Below are 18697 nucleotides of genomic sequence, written 5' to 3' on the forward strand. Positions count from 1 at the left end.
CGGCCTTTGCCCGCGATGCTATGGCATCGCGCAGAGTGCCGGACGACGTCGCGTTTTTATCGTCGTCCGGCATCCCGTTTGTTTTATTCGGCGTCGCCTGCGTCGAGGTCGGCACCGGTTTCCTGGTCAACACGTTTCATCGACAGTTTGATTTTGCCGCGATCATCGAAACCGATGACTTTGACCTTAACCTGGTCGCCTTCTTTCACGATGTCCGAAACCTGTTTGACACGCTCAGGTGCCAGTTCGGAAATGTGAACCAGACCGTCACGCGCACCAAAGAAGTTCACGAATGCGCCGAAATCGACAGCCTTAACGACCTTACCATCATAGATATGATTCAATTCAGGTTCCGCAACGATGGATTTGATCCAATCCACGGCCTGCTTGCCTTTTGCACCGTCGGTATGTGCGACAGTGATCGAACCATCATCTTCAATATCAACCTTTGCACCGGTCTCTTCGCAGATTTCGCGAATGACCTTGCCGCCCGAACCGATGACATCACGAATTTTGTCTTTCGGGATCGAGAACTGGGTGATGGTCGGGGCGTTACCCGAAACTTCACCACGTGCTTCCGGAAGGGCTTTGGCCATTTCACCAAGAATGTGCAGACGACCATCGCGGGCCTGCTTCAGGGCGATCTGCATGATGTCCGGGGTTACCGAGGTGATCTTGATATCCATCTGCAGCGAGGTAATGCCGTTTTCGGTACCAGCAACCTTGAAGTCCATGTCACCAAGGTGATCTTCATCACCCATGATGTCTGACAGAACTGCGAAATCTTCGGCTTCCTTGATGAGGCCCATGGCGATACCCGCAACCGGGCGTGCCAACGGAACACCGGCATCCATCATCGCAAGCGAGCTTGCGCAAACGGTTGCCATCGAAGAAGAACCGTTCGATTCGGTGACTTCGGAAACGATACGGGTGGTGTACGGGAAGGCATCCTTGCCCGGCATCAGCGGGTGCAGGGCACGCCATGCCAGTTTACCGTGACCGATCTCACGACGGCCCGGCGAACCCATGCGGCCAGCTTCACCAACCGAGTAGGGCGGGAAGTTGTAATGCAGCATGAAGCTTTCACGGTATTCACCGTCCAGCGCGTCAACGATCTGCTCGTCCTGACCGGTACCAAGGGTAACAACAGCCAGTGCCTGGGTTTCACCACGGGTGAAGATCGAAGAGCCGTGCGAACGCGGCAGGACCGAAACTTCGCCCATGATCGGACGAACGTCAGCACCGGTACGACCATCGATACGCTTGCCGGTTTTCAGGATCGCACCGCGAACGATGTCTTTTTCCAGATCCTTGATGATCGAGGAAACTTTGCCTTTCAGCGCATCGGGAACTTCATCGCCAAGTTTCTCGACGATGTCTGCCTTGGCAGCAGAAACAGCAGCCGAACGCTCCTGTTTGACAACATGTGCATAGGCAGCGGTCAGGCTTTCGGTGCCCAGCGCAGCGATTTTTTCGACCAGTGCGTCGTAGCCTTCCGGAAGTTCTGCAACGTCACGCGGCTCTTTGGCTGCTTCTTCGGCCAGATCAATGATCAGGTCGAGAACGCCCTGGAACTGTTCGTGACCGAACTTCACGGCGCCAAGCATGATTTCTTCGGACAGCTCGGATGCTTCGGATTCAACCATCATCACGCCATCACGGGTACCGGCAACAACCAGATCCAGATCGCTTTCCTTGACCGCTTCGGTCGACGGGTTGAGAAGGTATTCACCATCCTTGTACCCAACGCGGGCAGCACCAATCGGGCCAAGGAACGGCAGACCGGAAATGGTCAGGGCCGCCGAGGTACCGATCATGGCAACCACGTCCGGATCGTTTTCCATGTCGTGCGACAGAACGGTACAAACGATCTGGGTGTCGTTGCGGTACTGCGGGTGGAACAACGGACGGATCGGACGGTCGATCAGACGCGAAACAAGGGTTTCTTTTTCAGACGGACGGCCTTCACGTTTGAAGAAGCCACCCGGGATTTTGCCAGCGGCAAACGCTTTTTCCTGGTAGTTAACCGTCAGCGGGAAAAAGTCGACATCCGGGCGCGGCTGTTTGGCGCCAACAGCAGTACACAAGACAACGGTTTCACCGTAGGTAACCTTGACGGCACCATCTGCCTGACGGGCGATTTTACCGGTTTCGAGAACCAGTTTGGCATTGCCCCACTGCATTTCCTTACGGACGACATTAAACATTATTTTCTCTTCCTCTTACAAACCTCTGGCGGACCCGAAAGTGTACACGAGTTCCGAACACATTACTCATGAGGCTTACATGACAGCGCCATGAGTAATGGGTCCGGCGTAAGCATCGGGTCGGCCCATCCGACCCTGCTTCTCGTGTTCCGATCCGCCGGAACAATAAAAAAACGACGGCGGAGGTCACCCTCCGCCGCAGTTCGATATCAGCGGCGAATACCGAGGCGTTCAATGACGCTCTCGTAACGCGACTGGTCTTTGCGCTGCAGGTACTTCAGCAGACGACGACGCTGACCAACCATCATGAGAAGACCACGACGGCTGTGGAAGTCGTGGTTATGTTCTTTCATGTGCTCGGTGAGGTTCTTGATCCGTTCTGTCAGGATAGCAACCTGGACTTCGGGGGAACCGGTGTCACCGTCTTTCTGACCGTATTCTTTGATCAGCTCAGCTTTGCGTTCAGCAGTAATCGACATCAGGCATCCTTTCGCCTTTAGAGATTAAAAACACGCACAGGCCGAATTTCGCCACCAGTGATCTCAGCCAACGCAACAGCGCGGTCATGGAGCATGGCACAGACGATTTCGTCCTGCACGACGGGGTTTTCAAGGGCATTGCGCTTTGCCACCGGCAACAGCCCGACAGGCTGGCCAGAGGAAAGGCGTTGCGCCTCGACTTCGGTCAGGGCCAGCGCCGGGATGTCGTCCAGCGCGGTCTCAACCGGAAGCAGTTTCTTCATCACCTCGTCCGGGTCCATATCCAGCAGTTCCTGCAGGGGAATGGCGTTCCCTTCCGAAAACGGCCCCGCCGATGTCCGGCGAAGCGCGGCGATATAGCCGACGGTGCCTAGGCGCAGCGCGATATCGCGCGCCAAAGATCGCATATACGCGCCCTTGCCTGACACAACGTCAAACACGGCGTGATCGCGATCTGGCATGTCGACCAGTCGAAGATCCTTGATCAGAATCGGACGTGGCTGCAACACCACATCTTCATCGCGGCGCGCAAGGTCATAGGCACGCTTGCCATTGACCTTGATCGCCGAAAACTTTGGCGGCACCTGCTGGATTTCACCGATGAATTCACCCAGCACAGCCTTGATTTCGTCTTCCGTCGGACGATGGTCGGAGGTTTCGATAACCTCGCCTTCGGCATCGTCCGTACTGCGCGCTTCGCCGAATTTCAACGTCACGCGATAACTTTTGCTGCCATCCATGACATAAGCAACCGTTTTAGTTGCTTCGCCAAAGGCAATTGGCAGAACGCCAGACGCCAGCGGGTCAAGTGTCCCGCCATGTCCGGCCTTGTTGGCATCAAGCAGACGGCGCACCTGATTGACCACGGTTGATGACGTGATCTCCAGGGGCTTGTCCACCGCCAGCCAGCCATTAATGCTTTTACCGCGACGGCGACGCGCCATCAGTCGTCCTCATCTTCCGGGTCGCCCGACCGGTCATCCACAAGATCCTGCGCAACATGCGGGTCGCGCAGCAGGGCACCAATATGGTCAGCGACATCAAAACTCTTGTCTTCGACAAATCGCAATGCAGGCACATATTTCATGTGAACCGTGTGGGCAACATGATTGCGCAGGTGACCTTTCTGACGCATCAACGCCTTCATCGACGTTTCTGCCTCTCCGCCGCCAAGCGGGGTGAAAGATACCATGGCATTGCGCATATCCGGTGAAAGATTGACACCCGTAATGGTTACCGGGCGCCGTGTCAGATCCGGATCGTAAATGTCTCCACGCTCCAATGCCTGCGACAGCGCCTGGCGGATTTCTTCCGCCACGCGGAGCTGTCGCTGACTTGGTGCTTTGGCTGGTTGCTTCGCCATTTCAGTTCCTCACCGTCTTACAGTTCGACGGCAATTTCCTCGTTCTCGAAGCACTCGATCACATCGCCCGACTGGATATCGTTATATTTGGCGAACGACATACCACATTCATAGCCCTCGCGGACTTCCTTGACTTCGTCCTTGAAGCGACGGAGCGTTGAAAGTTCGCCAGAGTGAATGACAACGTTGTCGCGCAGCAGGCGGACGCCTGCGCCACGTTTGACGATACCCTCGGTGACCATGCAACCGGCGATCTTGTTGCCGGAAATCGTAAAGACGTCGCGGATTTCCGCATAGCCCAGGAACTTCTCGCGAACTTCCGGGGACAGCATGCCCGACAGCATCTTTTTGATGTCATCTGCAACATCGTAAATGATCGAATAGTAACGAATATCAACGTTGTCACGGCGCGACTGTTCACGGGCCTGCTGGTTTGCACGCACGTTAAAGCCGATGATCAGTGCATTGGATGCACGCGCCAGTGTGACGTCGGATTCGTTGATACCACCTACGCCGCTATGCAGAACGCGGACCGAAACTTCCTCGTTACCAAGTTTCTGCAAGGTGCCGATAAGTGCTTCGACAGAACCCTGCACGTCACCCTTGATGACGATCGGCAGTTCTTTGAGGTCACCGCTCTGCGAGAACATGTTCTCAAGCGCGGATTTCTTCATTGCAGCGGCCTGGGTTTCACGAATACGGCGCTGACGGAAGTCAGAAACTTCACGCGCCTTGGCTTCGTTTTCAACAACCACAAAGTCATCACCGGCAGACGGTACACCGTTGAGACCATTCACCTCGACCGGCATACCCGGAATGGCTTCTGCGACACGGTTGCCGTGATCATCGATCAGAGCACGGACACGACCCCATTCCGGACCCGTGACAAAGATGTCACCGGTACGCAGGGTGCCGCGCTGGACCAGAACGGTCGCAACCGGACCGCGGCCTTTTTCCATACGAGCTTCAACAACAACACCATCGGCAACGCGTTCCGGGTTGGCTTTTAGGTCAAGGACCTCGGACTGCAGCAGAATGGCTTCTTCAAGTTCGGTCAGGCCGGTGCGCTGTTTGGCCGATACTTCAACGGCCTGAACGTCACCACCCATTTCTTCGACCACAACTTCGTGCTGAAGAAGTTCGGTTTTCACCTTGCTCGGATTTGCACCCGGCTTGTCGATTTTGTTGATGGCAACAATCATCGGAACGCCAGCCGCTTTCGCGTGGCTGATTGCCTCGATGGTCTGTGGCATGACCGAGTCATCGGCTGCAACAACCAGAACCACGATATCGGTAACTTTCGCACCGCGCGAACGCATTTCGGTAAATGCGGCGTGGCCCGGAGTATCGATGAAGGTGATCTTGGAGCCGGTTGCCATGGTGACCTGATAAGCACCGATATGCTGGGTAATACCGCCAGCCTCGCCACCGGCAACATCGGTGGAGCGCAGGGCATCAAGCAACGAGGTTTTACCATGGTCAACGTGGCCCATGACGGTCACGACCGGCGGACGGCCAACGAGCTTCGCGTCATTGTCATCTACACTGACCAGTGACTCTTCAACGTCGGCATCAGATACACGTTTGACGTTGTGACCGAATTCTTCGACCACGAGCTGTGCGGTATCCGGATCAAGCGACTGGTTAATCGTTGCCATGACGCCAAGACTCATCAGGGTCTTGATCACGTCTGCGGCACGTTCCGCCATACGGTTGGCCAGTTCCTGGACAGTAATAACGTCCGGGATTACCACATCACGCACGACTTTTTCCTTCGGTTTTTGCGGGCCCTGGGCACGCGCTTTGGCTTTGGCCTGCTGGCGTTTGATCGATGCCATGGAACGACGGCGACCACCTTCGTCACCGCTCATTGCATTATTGATCGAAAGTTTGCCACGACGACGGCCTTCGTCACCCTTGGTGCGCGCCGCACGGCCGGCTTCTTCTTCGGCACGTTTGCGGGCTGCCACGCGGGCATTTTCCTCGTCAATTTCCTTGCGGCTTTTGGATTTGCCATCTGCCGGTGCGGAACGACGACGTTCTTCGGGGACCAGCGGCTCTGCCGGTTCGCCCTGAATAACGGTTTCTTCGGCCTTCGGTTTGGCAGCCGGTTTCGGCTTGGAAGTCTTGCCTTTTGCCGTCGAAGCGGCAAGGCGCTGTTCGACTTCTTCCACCGAAGGAGAGTCGTTTTCAGACGCAGCAGGTGCTTCTTCCTGTTTGGCTTCGGCAGCAGCCTTGGCTTCTTCTGCCTTGCGTGCTTCTTCCGCGGCCTTGCGCGCAGCTTCTTCGCGGGCGCGGATTTCCGCATCCGCCTCGTCCTGCTTGCGGCGCTCTTCAGCAGCCTTCAAAGCAGCCATACGGGCAGCGCGTTCGCTGTCGGTCAGATTGCCATGATCATCAACCGCCGGACGCGGTTTCGGCTCTTCAACCGGCTCTTTTTTTGCTTCCGGTGCCGGCTTTTCTGCTGCCGGGGACTGTTCTTCAACGAGATCCTTCTTCACCTCACGGAAGCGACCGGATTCGTTCTTTTCGAAGGTACGCTTCTTGCGCACTTCGACGGTCACAGATTTTGACCGTCCATGCGAGAAGTTTTGACGAACCTGCCCTGCCTCGACCGTCTTGCTCAATTCAAGCTTCGATCTGTTGAGGCTCAGCGGTTTCTTCTCCTGATCGCGATCACTCATAATCCGTTCAACTTCCTCATTTCCTGCGGGATCGGGCACATACGCCGATCCTGTCCTGTCCGTCTGGCGCTCGTCTGATCTCAGACAGCGCGAAATCCTTCAAGCCGTTTGCACGAACGCCCCAACCGATTGGCAAGGCCTCCTGGCGCAACGGCCACATGTACTGCTTTTTCGCGACCAAAGGCCGCGCCGATTTCAGCAGCATCCAGAACGGAATAAATCGGCAGATCCCGGGCCTTGGCCTCGATCTTTGATTTTCCGTCTGCGGCACCATCGCGTGCCGCCAATACTAAGGCTGCGCCCTCGGCAATCTGGGCACGGGCCTTTTCAAATCCAGCAACAGCCTGTCCTGCACGCCGCGCCAGCGACAACAGATCGATGCATTTGCGCGTCAGCAGCTCTTCGATCCGGTCTGCAAGTGCGGTGTCGACCACGACTTTTTGTCGGGCCGCCCGGGCAAAGGCGTTCTTTGCACAGGCGGTATTTACCACATCCCGCGACGGGCACAACCATAATCCCCGTCCCGGCAGCCGTTCCTCAAGGTCGGGAACAACCGAACCATCTGGCCCGATCACAACCCTGAGAAGATCTTCCTTGTGCCGGACTTCGCCGGTGACAATGCACCGGCGTTCCGGAACCTCGGCTACCTTGCCGCCTTTACGATGCGACATGGCATCCTCCGATCGGCCTTAGGCCTCTTCGCTTTCCGCGGATTCTTCGGTCTCTTCTTCAAGACCTTCGAACCAGCCAAGCTTGCGACGGGCTTCCATGATCATGTCGTTGGCTTGATCCATGGTAATGGAATCGGCATCCCCGACATATTCGATCAGCTCGTCACTGGCGAGATCCGCGAAATCTTCAAGGTTTCTGACGTCGTTTTCACCAAGGCGAACAACAACAGCCAGCGACAGACCCGGGAATTCAACCAGATCATCGGCAACCTTAAGCTCTTCGCGACGTTTCTGAAGACGCTCGGCCTCTTCGGCAAGGAAGGTACGTGCGCGGTTGCGCAGCTCTTCGGCGATTTCTTCTTCGAAACCTTCGATCTCGGCCAATTCTGCCAGCGGCACGTAACCGACTTCCTCGATCGAGGTAAAGCCTTCGGCGACCAGGAGATGGGCGATAACTTCGTCAACATCAAGCGCCTTGATGAACATTTCCGCACGCTTGCGTGCTTCTTCCTGACGACGTTCGCTTTCGTCTTCCTCGGTCAGAATATCGATATCCCAACCGGTCAGCTGGGACGCCAGACGCACATTCTGACCACGACGGCCAATGGCAAGGCTCAGCTGATCGTCCGGAACGACGACTTCGATACGGTTGGTTTCTTCATCAATCACAACCTTGGTGACTTCGGCCGGGGCCAAAGCGTTCACAACGAAGGTTGCCGGGTCTTCCGACCACTGGATGATGTCGATTTTTTCGCCCTGAAGTTCGGCAACAACCGCCTGGACGCGCGAACCGCGCATACCAACGCAGGCACCGACCGGGTCAATCGAGCTGTCCGAAGACAGAACCGAAATTTTCGCGCGCGAACCCGGGTCACGGGCAACCGATTTGATTTCGATGATCCCGTCGTAGATTTCCGGTACTTCCTGGGCAAACAGTTTTGCCATGAAGGTCGGGTGGGTACGCGACAGGAAGATCTGCGGACCACGCTGTTCACGACGGACATCAAGGATCAGGGCACGAACCCGGTCACCCTGACGAACTGTCTCACGCGGGATCAGTTCTTCACGGCGCAGGATGGCTTCGGCACGACCGATATCGACAAGAACGTTGCCAAACTCGACACGCTTGACGACGCCGTTGATAACTTCGTCGGCACGGTCCTTGTATTCCTCGTACTGGCGTTCGCGTTCTGCGTCGCGCACTTTCTGCACGATGACCTGTTTCGCGGTCTGGGCGGCAATACGACCAAAATCAATCGGCGGCAGCGGATCAATCAGGAATTCACCAAGATTGATGTTCTCGTCACGAATACGTGCCTGTTCGAGCGACATCTGGGTGAAATCGTTTTCGATTTCATCGGTGACTTCGATGTAACGGGCGAGTTTGATTTCGCCGGTTTTGCGGTCGATATGGGCACGAATGTCATGCTCGTGACCATATCTGGAACGGCCAGCCTTCTGGATGGCCTGCTCCATAGCACCGAGAACCTCGTCACGATCAATGCCCTTTTCACGGGCAACGGCATCTGCGACCTGCAAAAGTTCCGGCCGCGGCATTCCCGAAGTTGCTTCCATATCCAACCTCTATTCTGCGTTATCGTCATTCCGGCGGTCGCCGGTGACGTGCGCGATCAATTCATCTGTCAGGACCAATTTCGCTTTTGCGATATCGGCCAACGGCAACAAGACACGTTCGCCATCTACAATCAGGGCGACCGCATTATCTTCAATCCCATCCAGCACACCGCTGAAACGGCGACGACCATCCTTGGCCATCACCAGTTCGACCTTTGCCTCAAATCCCTTCCACACGTCAAAATGCGCGGCACGGGTCAGCGGGCGGTCGATACCCGGGGAACTGACTTCAAGGTGATAGGCACCTGAAATCGGGTCCTCGACATCCATCAGGGCAGAAACCGTACGGCTGATTTGGGCGCAATCTTCGACGTTGATGCTGCCCTTCGCACCCGGACGATCTGCCATGATCTGCAGGATGTTATGGTCCTGACCTGTCATCGAAACCCGAACCAGCTCAAAGCCCAGCGCGTTGATTGACGGCTCGATAATCTCAACGATTTTCGCCATCAACGGGTCTTTTAACTGTTGTCCAATCAGCTCAGCCATAAAGCGATGCCATACCCCAAAAAGCACAAAAGAGCGGGCGCAGGGCCCACTCTTTGTCAGAATTTACAAAAAGCTTGGCGGCCTTATACAGCCGGTTTACGCAAAAATCAAGTCAGGATACCGGCTGCCGATGCCATTCAACCTAAGGATTCCGCCCGTGACAGCAAACCGCGGGCATGCATCACAGACGACACCAAAGCACCCACCCTCCATAGCCCGGCGGACACTGTGCGCTGCCAACCCGGCAAACGCCTGCACAGCCTGACTTTTGTCTCGTTCGAGGACGTCGGACAAAACATGTTTGGGGCGCATAGATACCTCATCCACGTCCAAACCGGTGGGACGAACATGCTTTGCCTATCTTCATGAAACAGTAAAGTCAGGGTGCCGTGATCAACCCGTCATGCCGGAATCGCAGCTCTGCCCTGAACCTGCCGACTCCCGTCAGACAGAATCCAATGCAGGCAAGGATCAGGACTGACGTGGCTTGCGGCGGAACCGGAGATAGTTGCACTTCTTGCCCTGACGCAGCGCCTTTTGCTCATAACGGGTTTTGACCCAATCGCTTGGCGGCGTACGCCAATCATCCGGACCTTCGGCCAGCCATTCGAAGTCCGGATGGTTATGCATGTGCTGCAACGTCCAGGAAATATACTGCATGTCGTCACTGGCGACCCGGAACTCGGCCCCGTCTTTCAGAAGACGGGCAAGCAGCGCCAGATTCTTGGGCCCGATAAAGCGGCGCTCGGCATGGCGCTTCTTCGGCCAGGGATCGGGAAACAGCAAAAAGGCCCGATCAAAACAGGCATCAATCAGCTTATAAAGCAGCGGGCGCGAATCATCGGCCACCACGCGCACATTGGTCAGATTACGCTCATCAAGATGGCGCAGCAGGCTGCCCACCCCGTCCATAAACGGCTCAGCACCAATAATCCCCACCGTCGGATTGGCCTCGGCCTGACCGGCCAGATGCTCCCCACCGCCAAAGCCGATTTCAAGCCACAGCTGTTTAGGCTTGCCAGCAAAATAAATGCTGGGGTCGACCCCGGCTGCGTCGGGATAGGTAATCCCGATCTTAGGCAGCATGGCATCCACAAGGGCCTTGCGAGAATCCTTAAGCGGACGGCTGCCGCGACGGCCATAGAAATTCGGGCGATCAGGGGTCGGAAGCGGACGGTCTTTGTTGCGCATGGTCGTTTCTGTCGATCAGGGTCGGAATTTGTGGATCAGGCGGACTGAAAATCAAAACGGGCGGCCCGAAATGTCCGGGCCGCCCGCCTCTTATCACGTCATGCGATTTTGGCAAATCGCACTTTTTAACGCGCTTTCTGCTAATCAGGCACCAAATGCCGATTTCAGGTCGCTGACCAGATCGGTGCGCTCCCAGGAGAAGCCACCATCTTCGGCCGGCTGACGGCCAAAGTGACCATAAGCAGAAGACGGCGTGTAGATCGGACGGCACAGCGACAGATGCTCGCGAATGCCACGCGGGCTGAGATCCATAAGCTGACGCAGAACATCACCAAGCTTCAATTCGTCAACATTGCCGGTGTCATGGTTGTTAACGTACAGCGCCAGCGGCTTGGAAACGCCAATTGCATAGGCGAGCTGAATGGTGCATTTTTCGGCAAGACCAGCCGCAACGACGTTTTTCGCAAGATAACGCGCAGCATAGGCAGCCGAACGGTCAACCTTGGTCGGATCCTTACCCGAAAACGCGCCGCCGCCATGCGGGGCTGCACCGCCATAGGTATCGACGATGATCTTACGACCGGTAAGGCCGGCATCACCGTCAGGACCACCAATCACGAAACGGCCTGTCGGGTTGATGTAGATTTCATCCGCCGGCGGCATCCAACCTTGCGGAAGGGCTGCTTCGATATAGGGCATAACCAGCTCATGAACATCGCGCTGCGAAAGGCCGTCGGCATGCTGGGTTGATACAACAACCGAAGTTGCCGCAACCGGTTTGCCAGCAGCATAGCGCAGGGTTACCTGGCTTTTGGCATCCGGACCGAACTGCGGCACCTTGCCGGAGTGGCGGTCAGCGGCCATGGCGCGCAGGATACGATGCGAAAACTGGATCGGGGCCGGCATCAGTTCATCGGTTTCGTTACATGCATAACCAAACATGATGCCCTGGTCACCAGCGCCAAGGTCTTTTTCACCAGCGGAGTCAACACCCTGCGCAATATCAGAAGACTGTTCATGCACATGGCATTCGATCTCGGCCGTCTTCCAGTGGAAGCCATCCTGCTCGTAACCGATTTCACGGATTGCCTGACGGGCCTTTTCGATCATGACCTCTTTGGTCACGCTTTCAGGACCGCGAACTTCGCCTGCCAGAACCACACGGTTGGTGGTGGCAAGAGTTTCGACGGCAACGCGCGAATCCTCATCCGCAGCAAGAAAAGCATCAACGATGGAATCGGAAATGCGGTCACAGACTTTGTCCGGATGACCTTCCGAGACGGATTCACTGGTAAATAGATAATCGGAAAGAGACATGATAAGACCTTCTCCGGTAATGGGTTTCCAAAACTGGACCGGAGGGCTCCCGATACGAGGCCGTATCGATAGCGCCCACTTAGCCTTTTTTTGTGTGGTGGCAAGCGGTCCAAATCCGTCCACAATGGTAAGTCCGGGTCGAACTGTCTCGTCGGTTGTGCCCGATCGCTATTTGAAGGTCAAGCATCATTGACGCAAAACCGTAATCCCGATGGCAGTGCATCCGGGGTGGTTGTGCTCAAAAGACAAAGACGTAATTCACGGTCTGTGAAATACGTCTTTTGCCCAAAACCATCGGTCGAACCGACTATTTCTGATCGGAATCAGTGCCCTGCAATGCACCCATCGATTTGACGAGTTCAAAGATTTTCTTGCGCTGGTTCGGATCGGTAATCCGGTAGTAGGCACGCACCAGTTCAAGCGTCTCGCGACGGTTCATCGGATCGTTGTCAAACGGGTCCGGACTTTCCGACATTTCCCGACGTTCATGCACCGATTTCGACGAAATCTCGTCGGGCATGTCGTCAAAGAAGAATGATACAGGCACTTCAAGAACCCGCGACAGGTCATACAGACGCGATGCACCAACGCGGTTGGCACCACGCTCATACTTCTGTACTTGCTGGAATGTCAGGCCGATCGCTTCACCAAGCTTCTCCTGGCTCATGCCAAGAAGAGTCCTGCGCAAGCGAACACGCGCACCAACGTGAATATCGACAGGATTTGGAGCACCACTTGCGGTCCGGCCACGGCCCCGACCGCGTGTGTTCTTTACCATCTTAGTTTCATCCTTAGGCGACATTTTATGGCAGTTCCTTCTCTCACTCCGGCCTATCCGTCCTTGTTTTGAGGGACAATTTCTGGACGGTTTGGCAAAATTTTCAGCCGCCTAGAGGGATTTTGCGTTGCGTTTATATCCCATAGCGAGAACGGCAAAGAAGGTAACAATACCGTAAAATAGCAAGTCACGCCACAAATAATATACTGTTGTATGGTTTTTGTTACTCGAAAGGGGGTGCACCAAGATTCCCCTCTCTCCTAAACCCAAGTCAGTAAGCTTGCGCCCGTAGGCGTCAAAGACAACCGATACCCCGGTATAGGCTGCCCTTACTAGGGGGCGACCCTCCTCAATAGTCCGAAAACGGGCTGCGGCCATATGTTGATATGGGCCTGCGCTGCGCCCAAACCACCCGTCATTGGTGACATTTAAGAGCCAGTCGGGTTGATGATCGTCGTCAATCACCGCTCCCGGGAAAATAACCTCATAGCAAATCAGCGGCGAGAAACTCGGCATACCGTTGACAGACAAGGTCTGCGGCCCCGGTCCGGCCGAGAAATCCGTCCGCCCCGCTGTTAGTTTCGGGAATGGCAGGATGGATCGGAACGGTACATATTCACCAAACGGAACCAGATGAAACTTGTCAAAGCTGGCGACAATATGTCCGGTGGCATCAATTACCTGAATGGCGTTCCAGACCTTGTATTCATCCGTGTCACGCGGATAGGTCCGGGGTGCCCCGGTAATCAGGATGTCATCAGGCCCCAACACACCGGCCATCTGCATGCGGGCCTGTGTCTGGGTCTCCACAAAAAAGGTCGCGGCCGTTTCCGGCCAGATCACGATGCGCTTTTGATCCGGACGCAGGGTTTCCGGTCGGCGCGACATATCAAGCAGCAGTGAGAAATGCTGGCTTTGCAGTTCGGGCAGCCATTTTTCCCGCTGGGGGATATTGGGCTGAACAATTTGCAAAATCGGCACGTCGGCTGGCAGCTCTGAAAGGGTCACCTCGGTCTCTGCGGGCCCAACCATCATCAGGCGCACCGCCCCGCCACCCCAAAGGGCCACCGCAATCATGACCCCAGCAAGCGCTGCTATCTTGCCGGACTTTCCGGCAACAAAGGCCGCGGGCAAGGTTGCAAAAAGGGCCGTGATGAAGGAAAGGCCATAAACCCCGACAACCGAGGCAAACTGCATGGGTGCCGCATCAATGGCCCAAACATGGCCCAAAAGGTTCCATGGAAAACCGGTCAGGATATGACCGCGCAGATATTCCGCAAGCACCCAGAAAACGGCCAGCAACACGGCACGCCGGATCAGGCCAGTCCCCAAACGCCAGCTCGCCCAAACGGCCAGCATCGGAAAAATCGCCAAACCGCCGCCAAGCCCCAAAAGCGCAAACGGGATCATCCAGCCATAGATTTCGGGCTGCACCAAAAAGGCATGACTGACCCAGTAAAAACCGGCGGCAAAATGGCCGGTGCCAAACCACCAGCCAGCAGAAAGCGCCCCCTTGTTGCAACGGACACCCTCAAGGCTCCAGAGCAAAACCGCAAAGCAAATTGGTAAAACCGGGAAGATAAAGAAAGGCGGCAGCGCTAAAACCGCCACCGCACCGGACAACAACCACACAAAACGCCTGCGCCAGCCTGAAAGACCGGCAAGTCGGCGCGCCATGGCCTCAATCATCCGCTTTTTCCTGCTTTTCGATGGCTGCGGCGGGATCCTCATCCTCCCGGCGTATCATATGAATACGCAGGCGACGGATGCGCCTTGGATCGGCATCAAGAACTTCGAACTGAATACCGCTTGGATGTTCAATCAACTCTCCGCGCGCCGGAACGCGCCCGGCCAACGAGAAGACAAGGCCACCAAGGGTGTCGATGTCTTCATCTTCATCCTCGTCAAGCAGTCCAAAGGACAGCTTCTCCTCAAGGTCTTCAACCTCGAACCGGGCATCAGCGATATAGCAACCATCCGAAAGGCGGATCAGTTTGGGGGTCTGGTCGATATCGTGCTCGTCATCAATCTCGCCAACGATTTCTTCCACCAGATCCTCGATGGTGATCAGTCCATCAATCCCGCCAAATTCATCAACGACAAGCGCCATATGCGTGCGCGACAGCCGCATTTCCGACAATAGATCAAGCACCCGAATGGCCGGCGACACGAACAAAACCCGACGCAGCAGTGACTGCAGGCTGAATTCCCGACCAGCAGCAACACAGCCCAGCACATCCTTGATGTGAACCATGCCGGCAATGTCATCAAGGGTATCGCCATACACCGGAAGCCGCGAATGGGCCTTCTTGACCATCACCTCGACCAGTTCTTCAAGTGCAATGGTCTTGGGAACTGCCACAATATCGGCGCGCGGGATCATGACGTCTTCTGCCGTCATGTCGCGAAGTGCAATGATGTTTTCAAACAGGGAACGTTCGTGCAGCGAGACCGGCTCTTCATCCTGTTCGGTCCGCTCGGCGAGTTCTTCAAGCGTATCGCTGAGCGAAGCTTCGCCGTTGCGGGACTTGCCTCGCTTGAACCCCAAGGCCGAGGCCACGTTATCCCATAAGGAGCCGTTTTCAGCGTCCTGAATTGTATCCTCGCCTGTGCGAGGGCGCATACTCTCGTGGTCGTCGTCGCGTTGACTAGAGTCGTTCATGGGTCGGTTTCGACATCCTATAATTCAAACAAACCGTGTGCAGGGCTACTAAACCGGTTCATCTTCAATCGGTTCGTAGGGATCATCAATCCCAAGTCCGGCAAGAATTTGACGTTCAAGTTCTTCCATCTCTTCGGCTTCATCATCAACCATATGATCGTAGCCGACAAGATGTAGCGTGCCATGAACGGCAAGATGAACAAGATGATTTTTCAATGGCTTTTGTTGTTCGATGGCTTCGCGCGCACATGTTTCGCGCGCAATCACGATATCACCCAGCATCAAGGGCATATCTGGCGCCATCATAAATGCATCGGCATCCTCGGCACTTTCAAGCGCGGCAAAGGACAACACATTGGTCGGTTTGTCCTTGTCGCGATAATCACGATTAAGGATCTGAACCGATGCATCATCTGACAAACGCACCCCGATCTCGATCACCGGGGCAACCGATAGAAGCGATGCACCATCGCCTTCATCTTCGGTCCCGTCGGTCGGCACCGCGTTGTCATCCCAAAGGGCACCGTCGCCAAGCGCACCATCCAGGGCCGCGATCACGGCGGCTTCGATGGCCGCGATCTCGTCCTGATGCCAGTCGCCCGCTTCAACCTCAAGGTCCAGTTCAAGCGGTGCCGTCATCACCCGCATCCTTGCCAGCGCTGTCCTTTTCACCGCGATAGCCCTTTTTCAGGCGATCACGCAGGGCATCCGCCGCGTCATAGGCTTGGACAATCTTGGTCACAAGGTGATGGCGCACCACGTCCCGCTGATCGAACTTGATCGTGGCAACGCCTTTGACATCACCAATGGTTTCAAGTGCATCGCGCAAACCTGATTTCGTGCCATCGGGCAAATCGATCTGGGTCATGTCGCCGGTCACCACCATGCGCGATCCTTCGCCCAGGCGGGTCAGGAACATTTTCATCTGCATCGGGGTGGTGTTTTGCGCCTCGTCCAGAATGACAAAGGCGTGCGAAAGGGTACGACCACGCATGAAGGCCAACGGGGCGACTTCGATCTCGCCACTTTCCATGCGCTTGATCACGACATCCCCCGGAAGCGTGTCATGCAGCGCGTCATAAAGCGGGCGCAGATACGGATCGACCTTGTCTTTCAGATCGCCCGGCAAGAAGCCAAGGCGTTCACCGGCTTCGACTGCCGGACGCGACAGAATAATACGATCCACCTGACCCAGAATAAACGCCTGCACAGCCATCGCGACCGCAAGATAGGTTTTGCCCGTACCAGCCGGGCCGATGCCAAAGATCAGCTCGTTATCAAGGATCGCCTCGACATAGTCCTTCTGGCGTTTGGAGCGCGGCGAAATCCGGCGTTTTTTGGTCTGGATCGTCAGACGCGATCCACCAAACATATCCTTGGTCTGGCCGCGCCAGGGATCGGTGTCGTCCGGTTCGGAAAGACGCACCGCACCTTCTACCGTTTCGACATCGATATGATCGATTTCCTTATCACGCAGGCGCGCATAAAGCTGTGCGAGAACCTTTTTGGCCTGTGCAACCTTGGCCGGATCACCGGCCAGCATCACCACAAGGCCGCGGCTTGAAACCTGAACACCGGTCCGTTCAGACAAACGCGTCAGGTTTTCGGCCTGCGGGCCGTACAACACTTGCGCAATCGCGTTGTCCTGAAACTCGATCTGATCGGAATCCTTGGGGGCGTGTTTGGTTTTGGTGTTGGTCTTGCTTTTCGTGGGGGTGCCGCTCACGCAACGTTCCTTTCAGATTTCTGGCCGTTTCGGGTGGCGTCGACCAGTTCGCCGCCAAGGGAATTAGGCAGCGCTTCGGTGATTTTCAAGCGAACGATCTGTCCAAGGGCTGATTCAGGCAAACCGCTGACATGAACCGGCTGCATATAGGGGCTTTTGCCCACCAATTGGCCTTCATACTTTCCCCGGCGTTCCAGAAGGACATCCATCTCCTTGCCGACACTGTTCTGGTTGAACACCAACTGCTGTTCAGCCAGCAGCGCCTGCAGGCGCATGATGCGTTCGGTTTTGACTTTTTCAGGCACCTGCAGCTCCATCGCCGATGCCGGGGTACCTGGACGCGGGCTGTATTTGAAACTAAACGCCTGAATGAAGGTGATGTCGCGCACGATTTCCATCGTGTCTTCGAAATCCTTGTCGGATTCACCGGGGAAGCCGACGATAAAGTCCGAAGACAGCGCAAGATCAGGGCAGGCATCCTTAAGCCGTGCGGCGATATCACGGTAATCCGAATTGGTATGTTTGCGGTTCATCGCCTGCAAAACGCGGTCGCCACCGGCCTGAACCGGCAAATGCAGGAACGGCATCAGCTTCTTAAGATCGCGATGCGCCGAAATCAGATCCTCATCAACATCGCGCGGATGCGACGTGGTGTAACGGATACGATCAAGCCCGTCGATTTCGGCCAATTCACGCAACAAACGGCCCAGCGTCCATTCGCCGCCATTCGGTGCTTCGCCGTGATAGGCATTCACGTTCTGCCCCAAAAGGGTTAGTTCACGCGTGCCATGGGCGACAAGTTGCTTGGCTTCGCGGATGACATCGGCACCGGGGCGCGAATATTCTGCCCCGCGGGTATAGGGCACAACACAGAACGTGCAGAACTTGTCACAGCCTTCCTGAATGGCCAGAAACGCTGAATAGCCCTGTTTGGAAACCTGCTCTGGCAGATGATCGAATTTTTCTTCAGCCGGGAAGTCGGTATCGACGATGCGGTTGCGGCCAACTGCGCGATTGGCGCGCGCAACCATTTCCGGCAGGCGATGATAGGTCTGCGGGCCAAACACCATATCGACCATCGGTTCGCGCTTCATCAATTCGGCCCCTTCGGCCTGCGCGACGCATCCGGCAACGGCGACAATCATCTTGTCGCCGCCATTGGCTTCCTTGGCTTCCTTGTGCTTGCGCACGCGGCCCAAATCAGAAAATACCTTTTCGGCGGCCTTTTCGCGGATATGGCAGGTATTGAGGATGACCATATCGGCCCCCTCGGCACTGTCGACCGGCTGGTAACCCAGCGGCGCCAGAACATCCTGCATGCGCTGGCTGTCATAGACATTCATCTGACAGCCATATGTTTTTACAAAAAGTTTCTTCGGTTCAGTCACGCCAGATCCGTTTCGCTCTCTCAAAACGCCGAAAAGCGGTGTGATCACTCACACCGCGCCTGAGTTCCGAACAATCGGTGATCGGAACTCCTCGGACATCTCGTTAT

The 18697-nt window shown here is 55.8% G+C and carries 16 protein-coding genes; all 16 read right to left on the reverse strand.

Translation table 11 applies throughout. The features are described from left to right. Nucleotides 1-83 precede the first annotated feature (83 nt). On the reverse strand, nucleotides 84-2207 hold the full coding sequence (pnp, locus tag AC5Q5A_RS00340) for a polyribonucleotide nucleotidyltransferase (RefSeq protein ID WP_064787991.1): 2124 nt from the start codon (nucleotides 2205-2207) through the stop codon (nucleotides 84-86). Between the two features lie 209 nt (nucleotides 2208-2416). Beyond that, nucleotides 2417-2686, reverse strand: a complete 270-nt coding sequence (gene rpsO, locus AC5Q5A_RS00345) for a 30S ribosomal protein S15 (protein ID WP_008888875.1) — start codon at nucleotides 2684-2686, stop codon at nucleotides 2417-2419. A 17-nt stretch (nucleotides 2687-2703) separates the two neighbouring features. Next, nucleotides 2704-3630, reverse strand: coding sequence for a tRNA pseudouridine(55) synthase TruB (truB, locus tag AC5Q5A_RS00350; protein WP_064780279.1), 927 nt, complete (start codon nucleotides 3628-3630; stop codon nucleotides 2704-2706). Further along, entirely contained in the window at nucleotides 3630-4049 is a 420-nt protein-coding gene (gene rbfA, locus AC5Q5A_RS00355) for a 30S ribosome-binding factor RbfA (RefSeq protein WP_008888873.1), read from the reverse strand. Before rbfA ends, truB begins: the two co-directional genes overlap by 1 nt. 17 nt (nucleotides 4050-4066) lie before the next feature. Then, the gene (gene infB, locus AC5Q5A_RS00360) at nucleotides 4067-6733 is read right to left on the reverse strand and encodes a translation initiation factor IF-2 (protein ID WP_493893938.1); all 2667 of its coding nucleotides are present in this window, start codon (nucleotides 6731-6733) and stop codon (nucleotides 4067-4069) included. A gap of 80 nt (nucleotides 6734-6813) precedes the next feature. Further along, nucleotides 6814-7404 (reverse strand): RNA-binding protein, encoded by a 591-nt coding sequence (locus tag AC5Q5A_RS00365; RefSeq protein WP_008888871.1) that lies wholly within the window; start codon nucleotides 7402-7404, stop codon nucleotides 6814-6816. 18 nt (nucleotides 7405-7422) lie between these two features. Beyond that, nucleotides 7423-8979, reverse strand: coding sequence for a transcription termination factor NusA (gene nusA, locus AC5Q5A_RS00370; protein WP_493893939.1), 1557 nt, complete (start codon nucleotides 8977-8979; stop codon nucleotides 7423-7425). 9 nt (nucleotides 8980-8988) lie between these two features. Continuing rightward, a complete protein-coding gene (rimP, locus tag AC5Q5A_RS00375; protein ID WP_008888869.1) occupies nucleotides 8989-9489 on the reverse strand; it encodes a ribosome maturation factor RimP in 501 nt (166 codons plus the stop codon). A 510-nt stretch (nucleotides 9490-9999) separates the two neighbouring features. Next, a complete protein-coding gene (gene trmB / locus AC5Q5A_RS00380; RefSeq protein WP_493893940.1) occupies nucleotides 10000-10719 on the reverse strand; it encodes a tRNA (guanine(46)-N(7))-methyltransferase TrmB in 720 nt (239 codons plus the stop codon). Between the two features lie 144 nt (nucleotides 10720-10863). After that, nucleotides 10864-12036, reverse strand: a complete 1173-nt coding sequence (gene metK, locus AC5Q5A_RS00385; protein WP_493893941.1) for a methionine adenosyltransferase — start codon at nucleotides 12034-12036, stop codon at nucleotides 10864-10866. Between the two features lie 307 nt (nucleotides 12037-12343). Beyond that, the gene (locus tag AC5Q5A_RS00390; RefSeq protein WP_008888859.1) at nucleotides 12344-12814 is read right to left on the reverse strand and encodes a helix-turn-helix domain-containing protein; all 471 of its coding nucleotides are present in this window, start codon (nucleotides 12812-12814) and stop codon (nucleotides 12344-12346) included. Between the two features lie 111 nt (nucleotides 12815-12925). After that, on the reverse strand, nucleotides 12926-14503 hold the full coding sequence (gene lnt / locus AC5Q5A_RS00395) for an apolipoprotein N-acyltransferase (protein ID WP_493893942.1): 1578 nt from the start codon (nucleotides 14501-14503) through the stop codon (nucleotides 12926-12928). Continuing rightward, on the reverse strand, nucleotides 14496-15437 hold the full coding sequence (locus AC5Q5A_RS00400) for a hemolysin family protein (protein ID WP_338187009.1): 942 nt from the start codon (nucleotides 15435-15437) through the stop codon (nucleotides 14496-14498). The genes lnt and AC5Q5A_RS00400 overlap by 8 nt, the downstream gene beginning before the upstream one ends. An 87-nt stretch (nucleotides 15438-15524) precedes the next feature. Beyond that, a complete protein-coding gene (gene ybeY, locus AC5Q5A_RS00405) occupies nucleotides 15525-16115 on the reverse strand; it encodes an rRNA maturation RNase YbeY (protein WP_063086106.1) in 591 nt (196 codons plus the stop codon). After that, nucleotides 16099-17202: a PhoH family protein gene (locus tag AC5Q5A_RS00410; protein ID WP_493893943.1), complete on the reverse strand. Its 1104-nt coding sequence runs from the start codon at nucleotides 17200-17202 to the stop codon at nucleotides 16099-16101. The genes ybeY and AC5Q5A_RS00410 overlap by 17 nt, the downstream gene beginning before the upstream one ends. Continuing rightward, nucleotides 17199-18590 (reverse strand): tRNA (N6-isopentenyl adenosine(37)-C2)-methylthiotransferase MiaB, encoded by a 1392-nt coding sequence (miaB, locus tag AC5Q5A_RS00415; protein WP_493893944.1) that lies wholly within the window; start codon nucleotides 18588-18590, stop codon nucleotides 17199-17201. The genes AC5Q5A_RS00410 and miaB overlap by 4 nt, the downstream gene beginning before the upstream one ends. Nucleotides 18591-18697: the final 107 nt, after the last annotated feature.

The sequence above is a fragment of the Thalassospira sp. CA1 genome, assembly GCF_059052855.1.